The organism is Bradyrhizobium sp. KZN70725 (assembly GCF_055264925.1).
Window position 1 is genome coordinate 47,009 of the sequence record NZ_JBUYWT010000036.1, and the last position, 19,783, is coordinate 66,791.

Here is a 19,783-nt window from a genome sequence, read left to right on the forward strand (position 1 = left end):
GTGCCCAGCTTTAGGAATTGTCCTTGGAGATGAGATCGATCCGATGGAGTGCGGCAGTCCGGATGGATTCCGTTAGCTGCTTTGGAAGGTGCTTGGGAAGCGCCGTCTCATCTTTCTTCGAAAGCCCTCACGTCCTGGACGAGCAGGAGCATCGCTTGATAGTCGATGACATCGCTGCTCGCCGTCGTGGAGAAGGCAGATGCGCGACCCCGCCTTGGACCAATATATCCCAAGCTTTGTCCGAGCTCGACGTTATAGACGGAAGGCTGTCCGACGTTCTCAAGGGCGGGTTTCGAGCCCTATGAGCGGGCGTTGGCGCCTCCTCAACTAACGGTTGGAAAGTAGTGGACTATCACTTCGGCGTATAGCCGGCAGATGAATGAATGCGTAAGAGGGCGTTACGAACGTCTTGCACGAGAGAAAGTATCATGGCCCCAAGCAGGGCGGAGAAGGCGACGTCGTTCCTGAAGGGATACAAACCCGCGCCGAACGATCTGGTTGGCGGAGATCCGGCGCGCGGGCGACCGGCTCTTTTCAGGGCGCGCAATCCGGAGGGACTTCCGGTTCTGGTCAAGGCTTGGAACCGAGAGGGCGCCGCCTCAGATGCCGACATGAAGGACATTTGGCGGAGCGAGATACGCCAACTGCAGAGGCTTGCTGCAGTTCCGAAGGCGGATGACCTCTTCGTTCCGATGATCACGGCCGGGTCGGACAAGGATGGATTCTATATCGTGCTGGATCCCGGCCGCGGCGATCCCCTCGAGACTTTTCGGAACGCTACGTCGAAACCACCAGTATTGTCAGCCCCCAGGTTGCCGCGGAATCGCAGGTTGCTGTGGGACAATTTTCTACGTGTCGCCCGGGCTCTCGAACTACTGCACTCGCAGGGCATCATACATCGAAATCTCGACCCCTGGTCGATCGTCGGATCGTTCGGGGAGGAGCCCGATTTCCGGTTGACCGGCTTTGAGTGGTCCATGCGACTGGCCACGGTCGAAGACGTCCCGCGCGCAGGCGCCGGTGGCGCCGTATCGCAAGCGGCATCGTTCGGACAGGACTGGCGCAATCTAGGCTTGATGATCTCGGAGCTGCTCGACGTATCGCCGGGAAGGGTAATCGACCTGCGCTTGCTGCTCTCCGAGGTCGCCGACCATCTTTCGGTTTCCGAAGTGAGGATCTTGCGTAAACTTACCGGTACCATCCCCGTCGAGCGTCTTGATGGTGAACAGATCTGTCGCGAGATCTCCGACGTGATCGAAACCATTCAGGCTCAGGCTGCAGGGGGAGAGCTCAAGCTCGCGGCGGCCTTCCGGCTGGATCCGCGCTCGCAATTAACGAAGGACATCCGGCTCGCTACGGGAAATGAGATCGAGGCGAATGACATCGATGGTTTGATCGCCTACGTTAAGGACGATCTTGCGGGCGAGCCATATCTGACGCTCGTGAAAGACGGCCCGAGCGGCGTCAAGGTCGCGTTGCTGGGCAATCAGATGACCTACTGGCTGTCTCCCTATCGTGCCCCGGAAACCACCGATGTTCCGACCTTCGAATTCGTGGTTTGCGAGAAGGCGGAGCTTGCCAGGCCGCATGCGATCATGGGTTCGGAAGTTTTGCTTCCGGAAATGATCGAAATTCTGCCCACAGGTAAGGCCCAGGAACAGAGCTTTGCCCGACGTCGAGGCCGCGTGGCTCATTGGCAGCCGCACATCGACGCCCTCAAGCCTGCGGAGCAGCGGAAGACCGATCTGGACCGCAAGTACGAAGCCTTCGCGCTGCTGACCGCGCTCGAGATGGCTTATGCGGTGGCAGATATCTTTCCTGTTTCCGTGCAGCCAGGCCGGCCGTCGGAAGGGGGGAATCACGGTGTGGTCGCCACGTCGCGGCACGATGAAGAGAGGGAGGCGCTATCGAAGGCGCTGCTCTTCCGCACCTCGCCCGCGGTGCGCCTTTCCGAGCTGCTCGACAAGGGAGAAGCGACCGACAAGAGCAACGATGGTTGGTCCCTGGCCCAGACCGGATCGCTGGGCGAACGAGACGTCGAAAACCACTGGCGATACGTCGGTGTCGATGCGGCGAAGCAAAGGGAGACCTTCAAGTTCGAAGGCTCCTTCGCGACAAGGATCCGCGACGAAGCATTTTTGATCCCGGGGGAGATGCGTGGAAAGCTCACGCAATTGCGCCGCCGTCTGAAGGCGCTCCGTGCGTTGCGGGAGCATTCCGAGTTGCTGCGTATGCTGACCGATCCACGCGGTCGCATCGAAGATAGTCACGATCCCGTAAAGCAGGACAGTGATTTCAAGAGCCTGGACAAATCGAAACAGGAAGCGTTGACGAACATTCTCTCGACCATACCCTTCTTTTTGCTGCAAGGTCCTCCGGGTGTCGGCAAGACCTATGCTGTGTCCGAAATCGTGCGACGTCGCTTCACGGATGAACCGACCTCGCGACTTCTGCTTTCTGCGCAGAGCAACGCTGCTATCGATCACTTGATGCAGGAAGTGATGGCGATGCTGCCGAACGACGTAGAGCCGGTGGCTGTCCGGGCGCGGCCGGCTGATGACGACGCCAGCGATACGGATCTGGAGATCGATCGCCAGGCGGACATCTGGCTGGACGCTCTGGCCGACAGCGATCTCGTCGAGGAGGCCGATCCGAGCGTCCGCGACAAGATCCGGGACTTGGCGGCCGCCCGCAAGGCAAAAGGCTCGGGTAAGTCGAAGGCCGCGCGCGCGATGATTGCGGAGGCGCGAGCGTTCGAGGCGATGATCCTTCGTTCGGCGAACCTCGTGTTCGCGACGACGAACTCCGCGGCAGTCGAGCAGTTGATCGAGGAATCCAGCCTTTTCGACTGGACGATCATCGAGGAAGCGGGCAAGGCGACGGGCAGCGAACTGCTTTCGCCTCTGCTGCTTTCGCATCGGCGGCTGATGATAGGCGATCATCAGCAATTGGCGCCTTACGGCGCCGACAACATGATCAAGCTTCTGTCGAGCGCCGAGTCGGTCAAGAAGGCGCTGCGGGCGGCGATGCCGTACATAGCTCGGTACCAGAAGGAGCCCGGTATCGAGGAAATCTTCAACGTCATAGAAGTCGATGATGCGGATTTCGGTCGACTTTGCGCGGATACGCTCGCCGTCCTGACGCTGTTCGAAACGTTGGTACGCGGCGAGATTGCCGCAAGGACCGATAACGGCCGAATACGGCGCCCGATCTTTCACAAGCTCGACGAGCAACATCGCATGCATCCGGCGATCGCAAAGATCGTGTCGGACTGCTTTTACGATGGCACTATCAAGACGAACGAGAAGGTCGAGAAGAAGTATCGCGAAGGCAAGCCTCCGTTCAGGTTTTCGGACGCTCGGCTTCCGGAACGGCCGATTGTATTCATCGATATGCCTTATAGCCGCGAGACCATCGGTTATCGGGGCGGTGATCGCGCGCCCCCATGGATAAACCCGGATGAAGTGACCGCTGCGCTGCAGGTGCTCCGATTGCTGCGAGTGACCGATCGCTCGCGACCGTCGCTCGCCGTGCTTTCTCCCTATAATGAGCAGGTCAAGAGGCTGCGACAGACCATCAGATCGGAGATGGCGGGCTCGTTGAAGCAGCTATCCCAGTTTGAACCGGCATTGGGCGAGGACGGCTATTGCGGGACAGTAGACTCCTTTCAGGGCGACCAAGCCGACGCGGTTTTGATCTCGCTTGTGAGGAATAACGAAAAGGCGACAATCAAGAGCGCGCTCGGATTCCTCGAGGACAGCCGTCGGATGAACGTTCTGCTCAGTCGCGCGAAGTGGCGCATGATTGTCATCGGCAGTCTGAGCTTCTATCGTCACGTGATGAACTACTCGGAAAAGGTGCCCACGGCGGATATCGGATTTCTGAAGAAGTTCCTGGCCTGCTTGGAGGCGGCTGAACGAGATGGGGACGCCAGCATCGTCCCTTGGGACACATTACGGAAGAAATCATGAGCTTGATCGAAGTTGCCATTCCGATGAGGAGAGGTCGGCGCCGCTTCCACGTCGAGAAGGGGCGGCGGTGGAGCGTCATTGAGCACCTAATGCTGGAGGCCGTGTCGCGGGCGCCAGCCACGACGGCGGAGCTCTCGAAACGCTCGAACTTGCATCGCCGGATCGTCGTCGAGGCGTTCATCCGTCTGATGCGGGCGGGCTGGGTCGAGATCATCGACAATCCGAGCGCGACGATATTTCGGGCGACGGTCGCGGGTAAGGAGCAGATAAGGTTCGGAGAGCTAAGGGGACTGACGACGATCAGACCCAGAACGATGAGTTTCGCCTATGATCGCGTGACCGGGCAGGCGTTTCGAGGCAGCGAATTTTCCATTCGAGCCCGCAATCGGATCTCGAAATCGTCGGATGCCGATGCGCTGGTATTTCTCAGCCCTGACCCGCGAAAAGATGCGGAAGATCTGAGCCAGATCTACAGTGCATTGGAAGGAGACAACGAGGTCATCATCGGATCCGACTCCTCGCCGCACCTGCCGATCGAAGGATATGCGGTCGTGAGAGTGATGGGGGGCGTGATCGATGACGTATCCGCGCGGGCGGAGCAGCCGTTGCGCAGTGCCATCCTGAAGGCGGCCGCGGCCGCAGCGACGCCTGCAGCGAAGACGAACGCCGGCACCGAGGTGACGGTCACCGATCCTACCGACTGGACCGAACCCGTAGTGGACGCACTATTCGATCAGAACGACCTGATACTTGGAGACGGGGAGCACAAGACGGCCTTCTTGGATGCCTTGTCGCGCGCGCGCGAGCATGTCGTCATCCATTCGACTTTCATATCGGATCGTCAGGACGATTTCCTAAAGCCGATACTGGCCGCGGCGGCGCGGAATGTACGAGTCGATATCTTGTGGGGGCAATCGGACGATCCTACCGACAATTCCACCTCCCGCACCGCGTCGTCGACGCTTAGACAGTCGATCCAGCAGGCCGGGCGCTCGGACCTGGTCAAGGTACATACTTTGACGACGGATTCGCATGCCAAGATCATCGCCAGCGACGACGGGAACGGTGCATGGAGCGCATTGGTCGGTTCCTGCAATTGGCTTTCGACGGAGTTCGACAGTTTCGAAGCCACGGTCCGATTGAGGGATTCGCGGCTTGCTGGACGCATCGTAAACCACGTAGCGGCTATGTCCTTGGGCTCGCGCGGAGTTTGGCATCCTTTGGCGGACGAACTCACCGTACTCGCCCGTCGTATCGCGAGCACCAAACCCGCATCGGGAAGAAAGGCTAAGGTACGAATTCTTTTGTCGCCGGATCATGCATCGATCCCGTTGGAAGCGCGCGACCACGCGAAAAAGCGGATCGCCATTACCAGCCATCGCATTGGTATCGCCGGGCTTCCAATGGCGATTGTACCAGCCGTCACGGCTGCACAAGAGAGGAAGATTCAAGCGTCGCTATTTTTTGGACGTGCTACCGGCCCATTGTCTGGCGTCGATGCGGCTGAACTTACACGCGAGTTCGAGCGTCAAGGCGTCCGTATCCGTCCGATCTTCCAGCCGAGACTTCACGCGAAGGTCCTGTGCTGGGATGATGACGCACTGGCGGTGAGCAGTCAGAATTGGCTGTCAGCGAGTTCGTCTCAAGCTAGTCCCCGAAAGGAGATTGGCGTATTCGTCGAACTCAATAAAATCGCCGACACTTTCGTCCGACGCTTCGAGCATGCGCGGTCGCAATTCTCGTGACCTCGTGCTCCCGTGCATGTCGTTCCGAGCACGTAGGCGTGTCGTGCAATACCTCCGGGGATGGAGGAGCGAGGCAAGAAGAGCGGAAAGCCGGCCAAGAAGCGCTCCTCATGACGTCGGTCGCCGCCGGGTTTCGGCGCGCATGCAGTCATCGCTCGCGAATTGAGCTGCGGCGGTTCCATCACGTATGTCGCGATCGCGGCCCGGTACCGCTGGTCGCAGCCCGTGATCATGTCCTACCAGGCCCTGCCGTCGGCGAGATGCCCGAAATCCACGAGCGCAAGGACGCTGAGCAACAATCTGAGCTCTCCGCACGCACGTCCGCGCGTAGCGACGCGCCGCCGTCACGAACGACCCTATACTTCGGGCATTGACGGCGAGGGCTCCATCTGGTCGTCGTCATCGTCAGTCGCGTCACGTACCCGGCGGGTCTTCCTTGACGCTGCGGGCGACGATCCGAAGTGTCTCGTCCGGTAGCGGCCGCTGCAGTTTCAGGGCTTCGTCCGCAGGTGCTGTCATCCAGATTTCGACTTCGTCCGGCTTCGTTAGGATCACTGGCATCGCCTTCGGGTGGATGGCCGCGACATCGGCGTTTGGCTCCGTCGTGAGGAACGCGAAGAGGTCGTTGGTCGTCTCACCTTCCTTGACCTTCCGGACAGACGTCCAATTGGTCCAGATGTCGCAGCCGGCTGGCGAGATCGTGCACGAAGGTGGTAGGCGGGTGCTTCATCGCCGCGAGGTCCACGTCGCTCGGCGTCTTGCAGCGCGCGCACCTGATCTCCAGCCAGGGGAAGCCTCCATTCACGGCCTGATCGATGGTCGGCGATGGATCGATCGGTTCGCCGTCACTCCACATCCGCTCGTTCCAGCTTTCGCAAAGCAGCGTGTCCGCTTGCTGGATCATTGCTTCGCCCTTGGCCCGCATCTCCGCCGATTGGCCAGCCAGGATATTCGCCATCGCGCGTGCCTTGCCGAGCTCTTTCGCCAGAGCCTTGCGATCGCCGCCCGACAGGGGCGTAGGATGATACTTCGGGGCCATCCGGACATCCAGGCGCAAAGAGATCGGATCGGCAAATCCTGAGCAAACTACGGCGTCTCGAACGCTGGCCAGCACCCGTCTTCTTCATGTCTGCCGGTGCGCTGCTGGCAGGTGTTGTCGAGCAACCGTTGCGCCACGTCCTTCCAGACGGCGTTGGCGCCATACAAGCGGACGGCATCGGCGGTCTGGATCTCCACGGTCCGCTCGCAGCGGCGGCAGGAGACGCGCAGCACGTGGGCCTTAATTTCCGAGAGGCGTCGCTGTCGAGCCTGGGCCACGGCCGGGCCGGCGCGAGGGTCTTTGAGGACCGATTCCCAATATTCGGCCGGGAGCGGAGCATCTGGACCCGCAGCGGACGGCGCTCGTCTACGGTCGGCTTCAGCGGTCAGTTTTTCCATTTGCTTCGGGTTCGGCATGCGCCAGCTCGCGGGTCGGTCGGTCATGTCCGAATTAGAACATAGCAAGAACACTGTCGAGTCCGACCGGGCAGCCGCCGAGAAAAAATCCTCCTGTCGGACGGGTCGCGATGTCGGAACCAAGCCGGGTCGTTCGTCTTGAATCCGGTATCAGTATCGGAGTTCCGCCGGCATGGCCCACCGCGCTAACTGGAAAGGCTTCCTGCGTCTTTCCCTCGTCACCTGTCCGGTCGCGCTCTATCCGGCCACCTCGGAATCTGAAAAGGTCTCGTTCAACCAGCTGAACCGAAAGACCGGCCATCGGATCAAGTACGCCAAGGTCGACGCCGACACCGGCGAGGAGGTCGACAACGAGGACATCGTCAAGGGCTACAAGGTTGATACCGATACCTTCATCGAGGTGACCAAGGAGGAGCTTGAGAACGTCGCGCTGGAATCGACGCGAACCATCGAGATTGACGAGTTCGTCGACCGCAGCGAGATTGATCCCCGATATCTCATTCGCCCCTACTATCTGCGTCCCGACGGCAAAGTTGGGCACGATGCCTTCGCCGTCATTCGGGAAACCATCCGCGAGATGAACAAGGTCGCGATCGGCCGCGTGGTGCTGACCAATCGCGAGCACATCATCGCGCTCGAACCGCTCGACAAGGGTCTGATGGGTACGCTGTTGCGCTACCCTTACGAAGTCCGCTCCGCCGAAGAGTATTTCGACGACATCCAGGACGTCAAAGTCACCAAGGACATGCTCGATCTCGCCAAGCACATCGTCAATCAGAAGGCGGGCCATTTCGAACCGGACAAGTTCGAAGACCAGTACGAAACCGCCCTCATCGATCTCATCAATCAGAAGCGCGCCGGCAAGCCCATCACCGCGAAAGCGCGTCCTCGAGGTGAGAACGTCGTGGACCTGATGGACGCGCTGCGCAAGAGCATCGGAAGAGAGAGGGCGGCCGCGACAGAGGCGCCGAAGAAGACAGCCAAGAAGCCGCGCAAGGCAGCGGCCGGGCAGAAGGAAATGCTGATGCCGATCGCAGGCAAGAAGCCGGCGAAAGAGGCCGTGGCGAAGAAGCCGGCAGCCAAGCCGCAGCGGAAGTCGGCTTAGGTGTCGTGAAGCATCCGGTGACGCCGGACGGCCACTCCTTCGTCGTCCGCGGCAGGCTCTGGCAAATGGCGTCTCAACGAGGTCACGCGAGATCATCTCGTCGGCCGTCTAATGGCGGCCCGGTGCGCGCGCCAGGAAGGCGGCCGACCGCGAGGCCGAAGTAACGGTGCATCGGACCGCGGACGAGGCTAAGCAGGCGCTCGGCGAGCGCGGTCCGGTATGGCGGGACGACGGCTCGCCGGCTCTCGGTTGCTCTGCAAAGTAGGAGCGATATGGCCGCGATGAAAAAGACTTCCAGATCGACCTTGAGCGCAGGCATTCTCGCATACCGCAAGGGCGCTCATGGGCTCGAGGTTCTGCTCGTTCATCCCGGCGGCCCGTTCTGGCGTAAGAAGGATGATGGCGCCTGGTCCATTCCTAAGGGCGAAATCGATGCCAATGATGCTCCGGAGCACGTCGCTCGACGCGAATTTGCCGAAGAACTCGGCCCGAGCGCTTCGATTGGTCCGCTCCAGCCGCTGGGGGAAGTCCGACAGCGAGGAGGCAAGCGCGTCATCGCGTTCGCCGGCAAGGGCCACTTTGACCCGGGGACGCCGACCAGCAATAGCTTCGATATCGAATGGCCGCCCCGAAGCGGTCGACGGCAGAGCTTTCCCGAAGTCGACCGAGCGGAATGGTTTGATATCGAGCTCGCGCGGACCAAGATGCTGTCCGCCCAGGTCGAGTTTCTCGATCGTCTTTTGGCAATCGCAGTTGAGAGCGCCGTCAAATGATGTTCCGGATCGGAATCATTTCGGACACGCACGGCCTGTTGAGGCCCGAGGCGGAACGAGGCCTGACGGGCGTCGATCACATCATCCATGCCGGCGACATCGGGCGCCCCGAGATCGTCGACGCGCTTCGCCGGATTGCGCCCGTCACGGCCATTCGTGGAAACGTGGACAGTGGCGAGTTGGCTCGCGACTACCCCGACACGAACCTTGTGCGCCTGGCGGGAAAGTCGATCTACGTTCTGCACGACCTGAAGACGCTGAAGGCCGATCCCGGTGGCGGCATCGACGTCATCGTCTCCGGGCATTCCCACGTGCCGAAGATCGACACGGTCGGTGGCATTCTCTACCTGAATCCCGGCAGCGCGGGACCTCGGCGTTTCAAGCTGCCGATCACGTTTGCGACGCTCGAACTCACGCCTGACGGCATGCGACCGGAAATCCACGACCTTGAAGGCGACTGAGTGCCACCGCGGAGGGCCGGAGGAGGCGAGTGCGTCAATCCTTCCGTTTGCCGGGCTACGCCCCCGGGGGGAAGCGCTATTTGCGCGGACGTTCTCGCTCGCGCACGACCTCCTTCGCCCGCTTGTCGGACCTGAGCCCGAGATAGACGGGCTGGCGCAGTTCGCCCTTGCTCGTCCACTCCGCGAATTTGACCTCGTCAACCAACGAGGGTTTGACCCAGGTCGTGGCAGCCTCGTCCTTCACTTTGGCAGGGAAGGGTGATTTAGGGGTCGTCAGCTTCACGAGCTTGGCATGGAGGTCTTCCAGGACCTTGTGGCTGAAGCCAGTGCCGACATGTCCGATGTAGCGCCATGTGTCGTCTTCCCGCACGGCGAGGACCAGGGCGCCGAAGAACGGTCTGGTGCGCTTAGGCGCTGTGAATCCCGCGATCACCACTTCCTGCCGCTTTGCTGTCTTGATCTTCAGCCAATCCGCCGTCCGGCTTCCGGACGCATACGCGCTGTCGGCGCGCTTCGCCATAACGCCTTCCAGACCTTTCCGCTCGGCCTCGGCGAAGAATTTCGTGCCGTTCGCTTTGCGGTGACGGCTGAAGGCGATCAGCCGGTGGCTCGGCAGGATCGCTTTCAGCCGCTCCTTGCGCTCGAGAAGAGGCCGTTTGCGCAAGTCAATTGCGTTCTGAAACATGAGATCGAAGGCACAATACAGGAGCTTTGCTTCATGACGCAGCGCGTTCTGCAGCAGCTGGAAATGCGAGACGCCGTCCTTTCCGATCGCCACGAGCTCGCCATCGATCACGGCGTCGCCCTTCACGCCCTCCAGCGCTTTGGCGACCTCGATATAGCTGCGGCTGATGATCTTGCCGTTGCGGCTGTAGAGCGAAACCTTGCCCCGGCGGATTTCCGCGATCATCCGGAAGCCATCGTACTTATCCTCGAAAACCCAGCCGGGGTCGTCGAACGGCGCGTCGGTGAGCGTAGCGAGCATCGGCTGTAGGCGTTTGGGCAGGGTCGACGTCCGGCTCATTCAATGGCCAATCCTTCAGAGCGTGTTGTGTAAGGCACGGACGTCCTTCAAGAATGAGGGAACGCTGAAAGCCATGGCATGTTCCGTCAGACGCCGCGGCATATCGCAGGGTGCGCGACGTTAACTATCGAACGGGAAGGTCTGATCAGACCGATGGCCAGAAAACTGAGAACCTACCAGACTTCGCTGGGCTTCTTCGATCTGGCGATAGCCGCTCCTTCCATGAAAGCGGCTCTGGAAGCGTGGGGCGCAGACAGCAATCTCTTTCATCAGGGCGCGGCGAAGGAAAGCGAGGATCCGGACGTCATCGCCGCAACCATGGAAAAGCCTGGCGTCGTGCTCAGGCGCCCGGTCGGATCCGACGGATCTTTCAAGGAACGTGCCGAGCTGCCCACGGATCGTCTTCTTGCCAGCGACCGTCAAACTAGTCAGCCAGTTGTCAAGTTCGCCGCCCCGAGTGACAAACACGCCATAGATTTCGAGCGTGTCGAATAGCTAATCGGCCGCACGTCGACTCTTCCATCAAGGAGTCTTACCTGCCATCCTGTCCGAAGGTCGGGGCCATACTGCGGTCGACTTCGTCGAAGCTGGAGTGGCGTTCTTCGACCGCGAGAAATACCCCGACTGCGAAATCTCGGACGAAGAATTTGCATCCCTGCACACATCGCGAAAGTCTGAGGACGTTGTCGAGAGCAAACCGTCTGCGGACATCCGTTTTGTTGGCTGCTTAATGAGCAATGGGCGCTACCTGTCGGCGAGAGGGGCGCCAGACAGGAAAAGTTGGACGCTCAACGATGATCCATCTTGAATGCCGATGACCAGACATTGTTTCGCTGAGAAGCTGTGTTACAAGCCGCTCCTAAATCTAAGGAGCTGTCATGGCGAAGAAAGCAACAAAGAAACGTGCCAAGCGTCGCGAATGGACCAAGGCCGATGTCAAGGAATTGAAGGCGCACTCGAAGGCACGCACTCCGGTCGTTAAAATAGCCAAGATCACCAAGCGCACTGTCGGCGCGCTGCGCCAGAAGGCGCTACATCTCGGGATCGGGCTCGGACATCAGCGGTAACGAATAGAAGAGGGGGCGCGTCGTTGACGCGCTCCGCCAGCTTACGGCCTTACGCTGCAGTAAGCGGCGGCACGAAGCTTCGAGGCGGTACGGGGCCAATGCGGCTCGCGGTTGTGGCTGTCGTGCATTCTTGAGCTTTGCCTATCTGCCGGAGCCTTGCGCTTGCGAGCAGACTCTTGTCGATTACTTCCATAGTTTTTCGAGAAAGCTAGGCTCGCACGGCGCGACCGCCATGCTTTTGAAGCCGGTGGTCTGGTACGACATCACCTAGCGCGTTCTCATTTTCAGACGTCGCCCACGAGGCCTCACCACTCTCGTCGGTATGTTCTGGGGCCTGCGACCCCCAGGCCGTGAAGGCCAAGTCCCCATGAAGAATGGGGGCGGAAAACGGCGGGCCGTGTAGTCGCCTCACTTCGCTTGGCTCCGGCCCGCACCAGCCCCGCTCGTTTTCCGGCCTGTGACGGCCACCCCCCGCTCATTGGCGCTGGCCTAGTTCCGGTTGCATGCGCAACCGGCAAACTAGGAGAAGCTCATGAAAGCCAACGTTTACCAGAAGATCACGGATCAGATCGTTCAGAAGCTAGAGCAAGGCGTAAGGCCTTGGCACCAGCCGTGGAAAGCGGAACATGGCACGGGGCGCATCTCGCGACCTCTGCGCGGCAACGGCATTCCTTACAATGGCATCAACATTCTCATGCTGTGGTCGGCGGCCGTCGCGAACGGTTACACCGCACCCATCTGGATGACTTACAAGCAGGCCAGCACGCTTGACGGCAAAGTCCGCAAAGGGGAGACCGGGACGCTTGTCGTTTATGCTGACAGGATCATTCGAAAAGAGACCAAGTCCGAAACAGGCGAAGAGGCCGGACGCGCGATCCCCTTCATGAAGGGCTACACGGTCTTCAATGTCGAGCAGATCGGCGGGCTTCCGTCGCACTACTACGGCCAGCCAGAGCAGCCGACCGCCCCCATTCAGCGCACCACCCACGCCGACGCGTTCTTTGCGGCAACCGGAGCCAATATCGTCCATGGCGGCAGCCGCGCCTGCTATGTTCCCTCGACCGACAACATTCATATGCCCTGCATCGACTTCTTCCGCGATGCGATCAGCTACTACGCAACGCTTGCGCATGAATGCACGCACTGGACAGGCCATGAAAGCCGGTTGAATCGTGACTTCGGCCGCAAACGTTTTGGGGATGAAGGCTATGCGGTGGAAGAACTGGTCGCCGAACTGGGTGCGGCCTTCCTGTCTGCCGATCTGGGCCTCACGCCGGAGGTGAGGGAGGACCACGCCGCCTATATAGCGTCCTGGATCAAGGTCCTGAAGAACGACAAGCGCGCCATCTTCACCGCCTCATCGCATGCGCAGCACGCGGCGGATTATCTTCACGCGTTGCAGACAGAAAATTCCGCCGCGGCCTGAGCCGCGGCGTCTCGATGCAGACATGACCGGACTACGTAGCGGAGCCGCGCGAGCGTCCCCCGGCAAGTGCCAAAATTTCGGCCGCGCGCCTGACCGGCGCGCGGCCGATCTAGTTTGCGTACAGCGGCGGCGACCGCTGCTTGGAGGCCCCGTCATGATCGAGACCTCGATCACCTTGATCTACGCCGTCTGCGGCCGCCAAGGGATCGTTATGTCGTGCTCGTCATTCAGCATCGAGCGAGAAGGCCGAACGCGCTGCTCGTGTAATGCCTGGAGCATTGAGATTGCGGTCTGTCGCATCGCTTCAGGCGTAGCTTCGCCTCGGCACGCGGGACTGCGACGAGGGACGCTGGTGTTTGCCGGCATACGTCTCCTAGCTGTTGATACACCAAATGTCAGCATGTGCCCGATCGATTTGGCTCAAGTCCTTGTACTGCGCTGGTGTCGGCCGCCACGGTGGTCTCCGTCGGTTCGTTCATGGCGCGTCCAACGCAACCTCGAATGGGCTGATCAGGCCCGAGGGGCGGCCAAGGCCTCGATCGCCTTCCCGCAACGGCTGCGCCCGCTTTTTTCCCCTGCCGCGAAGGAGCGGCATTCCTCGCGGGAAGACAAAAATGGCAGGCTATCGCCGTCCTCCGCTGCGCTGCGGGCCCAAAAAAGTCTGCGGGCCGATCGCTCCCCGGGCCAAGGATCGCCATCGAGGCTGCGATGGGCGCGGCCCGAGCAACAAACGGAGACTATCATGGCTACCATCGGCACCTTCACCGCTTCGGACAACGGCTACGTCGGCTCGATCAAGACGCTGACGCTGAACATCAAGGCACGTTTCGCCGCATCCGAGAAGGACAACGACAAGGCGCCCGACTACCGCATCTTCGCCGGTGTGACCGAGTTCGGCGCCGCCTGGAAGAAGACCGCCCGCGACAGCGATCGCGAATACCTCTCGGTCAAGCTCGACGACCCGAGCTTTCCGGCCCCGATCTACGCCTCGCTGGTGAAGGTCGACGGCGACGAGGGCTTCACCCTGATCTGGTCGCGCCGCAGCGGCAACTGATCGCTGGCGATCATCGGCCCCGCCTCCCCGGAGGCGGGGCTTTTTGCGCTTCTTGCGCGCTCTGAAGGAAACGAAAAGAGCATTTTCCTTCCATCAGTTCGTGACAGTAACTGCGCAATGATGCTCGTCCTTAAATCGAGCAGCCAAGCGGCGAAGACCGTCGGCTCCTTCTGATACCAAGAGTAAATTAGAGCTTGGGACTTCTAAGTCGGACCCCTTCGCCTTTTAAGTCAGCGGAAATAAATTCAATCCCGGCTTTCCTAAGAGCAGCCTCGATTGCATTGGTGGTGCTCGCACGAGGGTCCGAACTTCCCCTCTCAATCCGTGCGATCGCGTTAATGGCAACGATCGCCTTGTCTGCCAAGTCCTGCTGGGTCCAACCTAGAAGGGCTCTGGCCGCCCTAATCTGTCTTGCGGTGATCATGCAGATCACCATTGCCAGCTCTAGCAAATTCGCCAGTAATAGGGTATTTATAGATGCAACTAGGTGTATTTTCGACCTAATCGCAGAGGTAACTAGGCTGCCTGAGTTCCCGAGTCAGAAAATGCACTTTCCGAAGTCGAGAGCACGTGGCATGCCAAAGATGCTTATTTGAACACCGCACATCCCATGTCTCTTCCTCGTAAGGCGTAGCCTCCGATGTCCAAACCGCCGCTCAACCCCGATGTAGCGGACGCTGCACCTAGCGATCAAACCGCAACATCCTATGACCATCAGCATGCCATCACGTATTTGCGTCTGCTGCAGGCCGAAAGTGAAGGCGCCGACTGGAGGGAAGTCGTTCGAATCGTGTTGCATATCGACCCCGAGGTTGACCCTGACCGCGCGCGCAACGCATACCAGAGTCACCTTGCGCGCGCGAAGTGGATGACCGAGAAGGGCCGTCTCTTGCGCGGCGCGGAGGCAAGTTAGAAGAGTTTGTCGACCAACGCGCCGGCTTGGAAATCATCCTCTCCCGCCAAAAACATGGTCATCGAGAAGCACCACGTAGTGCCAGACCAGGGGCGTCCTACAACTCGCTCGTTCACAATTGTTGCACCGCAATCCTTGTTGATTGCGTGCATGCGGGTGGAAGCAATACCTGGGTTCGACTGACGGCTGCTGGAATTCTGCTAGAGCCTTCAGGACGCTGAGATCTCCGACATCGCTCGGGAATGTCTTCGTCGTAACGCGGACACCGGCGCGACTATGAAGCGATGGTCGGCGGCAGCCCAGGTGGCGAAGTGACATCCGTATTCAGGAGGAGACGCGGTATCTGCTTTCGCCCATGACCCGGAGAGATTGTTCAAGCAACGGACGATCTTTTGGCCGCTCGATGGGCTGCCAACTACCGTGCCGGTCGCGGTGACCGCGTCCCTCGTCCGGAGTGGCTCAGAGTCTCGTCCGTTGCTCGATCTCGCGGCTGGCCAGGTCCGCCGCGGAGGCGACGGCTGCCAGGTAGTGCTGCGCATCGGCGCAGTTGATCACCGTGTCTGGTCAAGAGAACCGCCCAGCCGTGACGCTCATTAAGTAGTCAAGTTGGCGTTCGACGGCGAATGTAACGCGTGGGCGTGCGCGGCCCGACGACCTTGGCGCGGCATGCACGGGCGTGCGCCAGGTCCATCCGTTTACGAGTTATCAGCGACGCGAGCGGTTGAGCGCGGCTCCTTGCGCGCGCGATCCAGAGTGCCGGCAGCACATATCGCGCCATCACAGAAGCGCGGTTCGCTGAGAAGCTTATCCCGGATCGTGCCTGGAAAACGCACGACCTGCGCAGCCGAACCGTCCGTCTGACGCAGAGGCAACGCTTAGGGCGCAGCCGGCCGTTGCTCAAATGGGATGGCTGTCGCGTGGTCGGCGAGCGCGAACTTTCTCTCATAAACTGGCAGTCCGATGATGCGCTGGATGGCCGCGAGATTGCGGGACCATTCCTCCCTCCAGACCAATATTTACGGGGCCGGCGAGCGCGGTAGTGGTCCAGGGCGGCCACTCCACCGGCGTGCAGCAGCTTTACCCTGGAAGGGCGCGAGCACGACGGCATGCTTGGCTCCGTCGAGATGCGCGCGTTTGGGCTGTTGTGCCGCTGCTCTTCGCTTTGAGGCTCTGCAGCGGTCTGCTCTTGCGAAGAAACGGCGTCGCAGCCGGCGGCGAGCTGCCGCATCACCGCGGCCGGAGTGCTGCCGGCCGGCGCAAAGACACGCGGTCCATCGGCCAACTCGATCGCGACCGTGCCGTCCGGCGGCTGCACCAGATCGCGCAAGATAGCGAGCGCTGGGAGCTCATTGGCCGCGCTGTCGGCGAGCGTAACCATCGCGAGTTGCGGTGCCTTGCGAACGGTCAGGCCGAACTTGACCCGCCGGCGGACCACCATGCTGGTGGCGACGCCATGGCGGCAGCAAACCTGCGCCACGCTGACGCGGGGTTTCTCCGTCTCCCGCACGATCACCCGCTTCTGCCCGTTGCTGAACCGACGCCGCCTCGACCGCCCGTCCACCGCTTCCGGCGTCAAGCGGCATTTGCATGGCGCGCAACTGGCAGCGCTGCTTGTTTGAGCCCAGGCACTCGGATGAAGCAACAATCGCCACTCCGTCTCGTCGTCGGAGTCTTCGAGACGATCGCGCCAGATCCGCAACGAATCGGGCGAAAGGCCGAGCGCCGCGGCATGCTTGGCATGCCCGATGCAGCTCCAGTTCGTCGCCTCGACATGCATGCTCCAGAACGCTCGAAGCGCGATCGGACCGCAGTTCGTGCGCACGCTATGGCGATAGCGCGTGACCTCTTGCGTCGCTTCGGCTGCCGCTTCTTGCGCTGACGTTCTGCCGTTGCTTGGTACAAATTCCGGAGCTTTTCCGCACGTTTGCGTAAGTCTTCCGGACTCATCAGATGGCACACCCACGCTCAAACGTTGCCATCGAAAGCATGCGCCGGCCGCAATATTCCTCCGCATCCTGGTCGCTGCGGTACCGGCTCTCAACGTGCGTGGGTGTTGGCCTTTGCCCACGAACGGCGAAGCGCCGTCGGACATCCTCCACTGCAGCAGAGAACCCGAAATGGAACGAGAACACACTGTGGAAGAGTTGTGCAGGGACCGGACGCTTAAAGACGACCGAGCGATGGCAAGATAAAGCGAACTGTCGTTCGCACCTCGCGGGCTCGGCAAGTGATTGTCTGCACATTGTCTTTGGCACCTTGCGAGGGCGATCTGACGGCGTTGTGCAATGTGCGCATGCCGCCGCCTCAAGGACGTTCTTGTTTGTTTTCAAGTTCGGAACGGTTGCCGCCCGCAATGTGCGCCGGGGCTTGCCCCGCCATCTCTGCACTGCCGCACCCCATTCTGCGACGCTTTCCGATCGATGATTTTGAGGCTTGCGCGGCGTGACTCCCGCGCCGATCGTCACGTCATGGCGAGCGATGAGCACGACGATTTCCGCATCAGGCCTGGTCGGGTGCGCAACCGGGGCACGCGCGTCAACGCGCGCGATCTGCCCTTCCTGACCGAGGTGAAGCTCGCCGTGCGCAAGGCGGGCGGCAACCCCAGGCAGATCGGCCGAGGCCCGGAATCGGCGGGCAGCCGGAACGGGCAGGGCCCCGGCCGCTTCAACGCGCGCGGCCGCGGCGCCAGGGTGGTGGCGTCCTTTCCTCGGGACGGCGGCGGCTGGCAGCAGGACTCCAGCGGTCGCTTCCGCGCGCGTCGGGTCGTGGTCAAGGCGCGGGTGGTGAAGCTTAACCCGCAACGAGGTTCGCGCGGGCCAAAGATGCGCGGCGCACCGAGCAGGGCGGCCGCCGCACATTTGCGTTACCTCGAGCGCGACGGCGTCAGCCGCGGCGGCGAGAAGGGCCGTGCTTATTCAGCCATTGAGAACGAAGCGGACGGCAAGGCGTTCATCGAACGCGGACGTGAGGATCGCCACCAGTTCCGGTTCATTGTCGCGCCGGAGGATTCCATCGAGATGGCGGACCTGCGCGGTTTCACCCGCGACCTCATGCGCCAGATGGAGACCGATCTCGGTACCAGGCTGGACTGGATCGCCGTCGATCATCACAACACCGGCCATCCGCATACCCATGTCATGGTGCGCGGGGTGCTCGATGATGGCCGCATCCTCAACATTGCCGGTGATTATATCGCTCATGGCGTCCGCCATCGGGCGAGTGAACTGGTCACGCTCGAACTTGGCCCGCAGACCGAGATCGAGCTTCAGAACAAGCTCCACAACGAGGTGCAGGCCGAGCGCTGGACCCGGCTCGACAAGATGCTGGCCTCCGAGCAGCGCGACCAGGGCGTCATCGATCTCAGGCCCGGCGAAGGGGCGAGCTATCTCGTCCGCGAGAACCGCGCCAACCTGATCGGGCGCGTCCGCCAGCTTGAGCGGTACGGCATCGTCAGCGAGGCCGAGCCGGGTCGCTGGACGCTCTCGGGCAAGGCCGAACGGACCTTGCGGGAGCTTGGGGAGCGGGGCGACATCATCAAGACCATGCATCGGGCGCTTGCCGAGCATGGCATCGCCTCCGAGCGCGGGCCCAGCCAGTACGTCACCCACGGCAGGCAGATCGCCGGGCCGGTCGTCGGCCGGGTGCTGGCGAAGGGACTGGCCGGCGACGAGATGAGCGACCGGTTGCATCTCGTTATCGATGGCGTGGACGGGCGCACCCACTATGTCGAGACGGCCGATCCGGCCAGGCTAGACGAGATCAAGCGCGGCCACATCGTCGCGCTCGAGCCGGTGCTGAGCAAGCCGGAGCCACGAGCTGCGGACCTCAACATCCGCGACAGGGCGGCCATGAACGGTGGCCTCTACCGGCCGAGCGAGCATCTGGTGGCCGCGCGCCCGGAGATCGAACGCTTCAAGGGCGACCCGGACGCGTTCGTCCGTGCCCACGTCCGCCGGCTCGAAGCCCTCCGCCGCGCCGGCCATGTCGAGCGCATCGACGCCGACCACTGGAAAATCCCCCACGACATCGCCGAACGCGGCATGGCCTATGACGCCCCCGGCCGGCCGAAGGACTTTGCCATTCGCACGCTCTCCACCCTCGATCTTGAACGCCAGATCGGCAGCGACGGCGCGACCTGGCTCGACCGGGAACTGGCCTCAGCCAACCGGACGCCGCTCGCGGAGGCGGGCTTCGGGCGGGAGGTCACGGACGCGATGGAACGCCGCCGCCTGGCCCTCGTCGATCAGGGGCACGCCACCCGGCTTGTCGACGGCCGCGTTCGTGCGCCGAAAGACCTCATCGCCCGCCTTGAGGCGACCGAGATCAGTCGCGTCGGGCGGCAGATGGCGGCCGAGCGCGGGCTGACTTACCTGCCGGGCAAGCCGGGCGAATTCGTCGCCGGTAAGCTTGCGGGCGTCGCTACGCTGGCCAGCGGGCGCTTTGCCATGATCGACGACGGCCTCGGCTTCCAGCTCGTGCCCTGGCAGCCTGTGCTCGACAAGCGCATCGGTCAGCACATCAGCGGCGTAATGCGCGACAGCGGTGGCATCGAATGGGGGTTCGGCCGGAAACGTGGGCTGGGGCTATGAGCTGGAGCCTTTTGCCTGCCCGCCGACCGTCTTCCGACCGGCGAGAGCGCGGACGAACGATCGGGGTCTTCGAACCGCGAACGCAGCATACGCGTTCGATAATCAGAGACTTCTGCTGATGAAGCTGCCTTCAGCAGTGAGCACCTGAAGGGTTGGTACGGACTTGGCCGGGCACCACTTCGAAAGCGTCATCGGTCCGC

At 61.5% G+C, this 19,783-nt stretch carries 15 protein-coding genes and 2 pseudogenes; 11 read left to right on the forward strand and 6 right to left on the reverse strand.

The features are described 5' to 3' along the window. Nucleotides 1-428: 428 nt before the first annotated feature. Nucleotides 429-3,971, forward strand: coding sequence for an AAA domain-containing protein (locus ACZBJS_RS28400; protein ID WP_316397145.1), 3,543 nt, complete (start codon nucleotides 429-431; stop codon nucleotides 3,969-3,971). Beyond that, nucleotides 3,968-5,716: a phospholipase D-like domain-containing protein gene (locus tag ACZBJS_RS28405; protein WP_463439592.1), complete on the forward strand. Its 1,749-nt coding sequence runs from the start codon at nucleotides 3,968-3,970 to the stop codon at nucleotides 5,714-5,716. The genes ACZBJS_RS28400 and ACZBJS_RS28405 overlap by 4 nt, the downstream gene beginning before the upstream one ends. A gap of 414 nt (nucleotides 5,717-6,130) precedes the next feature. Here the strand turns inward: ACZBJS_RS28405 and ACZBJS_RS28410 are convergent. From ACZBJS_RS28410 to ACZBJS_RS28420, 3 genes and pseudogenes are all read right to left on the reverse strand, one after another. Next, a pseudogene (locus tag ACZBJS_RS28410) lies at nucleotides 6,131-6,397 on the reverse strand (SOS response-associated peptidase family protein); the annotation flags it as partial. Continuing rightward, nucleotides 6,351-6,755, reverse strand: coding sequence for a hypothetical protein (locus tag ACZBJS_RS28415; RefSeq protein WP_316397190.1), 405 nt, complete (start codon nucleotides 6,753-6,755; stop codon nucleotides 6,351-6,353). The pseudogene ACZBJS_RS28410 and the gene ACZBJS_RS28415, both read right to left, overlap by 47 nt. A 47-nt stretch (nucleotides 6,756-6,802) precedes the next feature. Further along, on the reverse strand, nucleotides 6,803-7,198 hold the full coding sequence (locus ACZBJS_RS28420) for a hypothetical protein (RefSeq protein WP_200844448.1): 396 nt from the start codon (nucleotides 7,196-7,198) through the stop codon (nucleotides 6,803-6,805). 145 nt (nucleotides 7,199-7,343) lie between these two features. On the opposite strand from ACZBJS_RS28420, the gene ku reads away from it, so the two are divergent. The 3 genes from ku (at nucleotide 7,344) to ACZBJS_RS28435 (ending at nucleotide 9,510) form a co-directional block, all read left to right on the forward strand. After that, nucleotides 7,344-8,276, forward strand: coding sequence for a non-homologous end joining protein Ku (gene ku, locus ACZBJS_RS28425; RefSeq protein ID WP_316397147.1), 933 nt, complete (start codon nucleotides 7,344-7,346; stop codon nucleotides 8,274-8,276). A 272-nt stretch (nucleotides 8,277-8,548) separates the two neighbouring features. Further along, a complete protein-coding gene (locus ACZBJS_RS28430) occupies nucleotides 8,549-9,049 on the forward strand; it encodes an NUDIX hydrolase (RefSeq protein WP_463439593.1) in 501 nt (166 codons plus the stop codon). Continuing rightward, a complete protein-coding gene (locus ACZBJS_RS28435) occupies nucleotides 9,046-9,510 on the forward strand; it encodes a metallophosphoesterase family protein (protein WP_141340651.1) in 465 nt (154 codons plus the stop codon). Before ACZBJS_RS28430 ends, ACZBJS_RS28435 begins: the two co-directional genes overlap by 4 nt. A gap of 76 nt (nucleotides 9,511-9,586) precedes the next feature. On the opposite strand, the gene ligD is transcribed toward ACZBJS_RS28435, so the two are convergent. Then, nucleotides 9,587-10,534 carry a non-homologous end-joining DNA ligase gene (ligD, locus tag ACZBJS_RS28440; protein WP_316397148.1) on the reverse strand — a complete coding sequence of 316 codons (948 nt, stop codon included), beginning with the start codon at nucleotides 10,532-10,534 and terminating at the stop codon, nucleotides 9,587-9,589. A gap of 153 nt (nucleotides 10,535-10,687) precedes the next feature. On the opposite strand from ligD, the pseudogene ACZBJS_RS28445 reads away from it, so the two are divergent. The 4 genes and pseudogenes from ACZBJS_RS28445 to ACZBJS_RS28460 all read left to right on the forward strand — a co-directional run. Then, nucleotides 10,688-10,951: pseudogene (locus ACZBJS_RS28445) on the forward strand (cell envelope biogenesis protein TolA); the annotation flags it as partial. 461 nt (nucleotides 10,952-11,412) lie between these two features. Then, nucleotides 11,413-11,601 (forward strand): hypothetical protein, encoded by a 189-nt coding sequence (locus ACZBJS_RS28450; RefSeq protein ID WP_076830891.1) that lies wholly within the window; start codon nucleotides 11,413-11,415, stop codon nucleotides 11,599-11,601. A gap of 532 nt (nucleotides 11,602-12,133) precedes the next feature. Then, a complete protein-coding gene (locus tag ACZBJS_RS28455; protein ID WP_316397149.1) occupies nucleotides 12,134-13,027 on the forward strand; it encodes an ArdC family protein in 894 nt (297 codons plus the stop codon). Between the two features lie 742 nt (nucleotides 13,028-13,769). Then, nucleotides 13,770-14,081: a DUF736 domain-containing protein gene (locus ACZBJS_RS28460; RefSeq protein WP_316397150.1), complete on the forward strand. Its 312-nt coding sequence runs from the start codon at nucleotides 13,770-13,772 to the stop codon at nucleotides 14,079-14,081. Between the two features lie 187 nt (nucleotides 14,082-14,268). On the opposite strand, the gene ACZBJS_RS28465 is transcribed toward ACZBJS_RS28460, so the two are convergent. Beyond that, nucleotides 14,269-14,517: a helix-turn-helix domain-containing protein gene (locus ACZBJS_RS28465; RefSeq protein WP_309143752.1), complete on the reverse strand. Its 249-nt coding sequence runs from the start codon at nucleotides 14,515-14,517 to the stop codon at nucleotides 14,269-14,271. A 204-nt stretch (nucleotides 14,518-14,721) separates the two neighbouring features. Here ACZBJS_RS28465 and ACZBJS_RS28470 point away from each other — a divergent pair, with 204 nt between their 5' ends. Beyond that, nucleotides 14,722-14,994, forward strand: a complete 273-nt coding sequence (locus tag ACZBJS_RS28470) for a DUF2285 domain-containing protein (RefSeq protein ID WP_316397151.1) — start codon at nucleotides 14,722-14,724, stop codon at nucleotides 14,992-14,994. A 601-nt stretch (nucleotides 14,995-15,595) separates the two neighbouring features. Here ACZBJS_RS28470 and ACZBJS_RS28475 read toward each other — a convergent pair. After that, nucleotides 15,596-16,771, reverse strand: a complete 1,176-nt coding sequence (locus ACZBJS_RS28475) for a transposase (protein ID WP_316397152.1) — start codon at nucleotides 16,769-16,771, stop codon at nucleotides 15,596-15,598. A 691-nt stretch (nucleotides 16,772-17,462) separates the two neighbouring features. Between ACZBJS_RS28475 and ACZBJS_RS28480 the strand changes: the two genes are divergently transcribed. Further along, the gene (locus ACZBJS_RS28480) at nucleotides 17,463-19,583 is read left to right on the forward strand and encodes a DUF3363 domain-containing protein (protein WP_316397153.1); all 2,121 of its coding nucleotides are present in this window, start codon (nucleotides 17,463-17,465) and stop codon (nucleotides 19,581-19,583) included. Nucleotides 19,584-19,783: the final 200 nt, after the last annotated feature.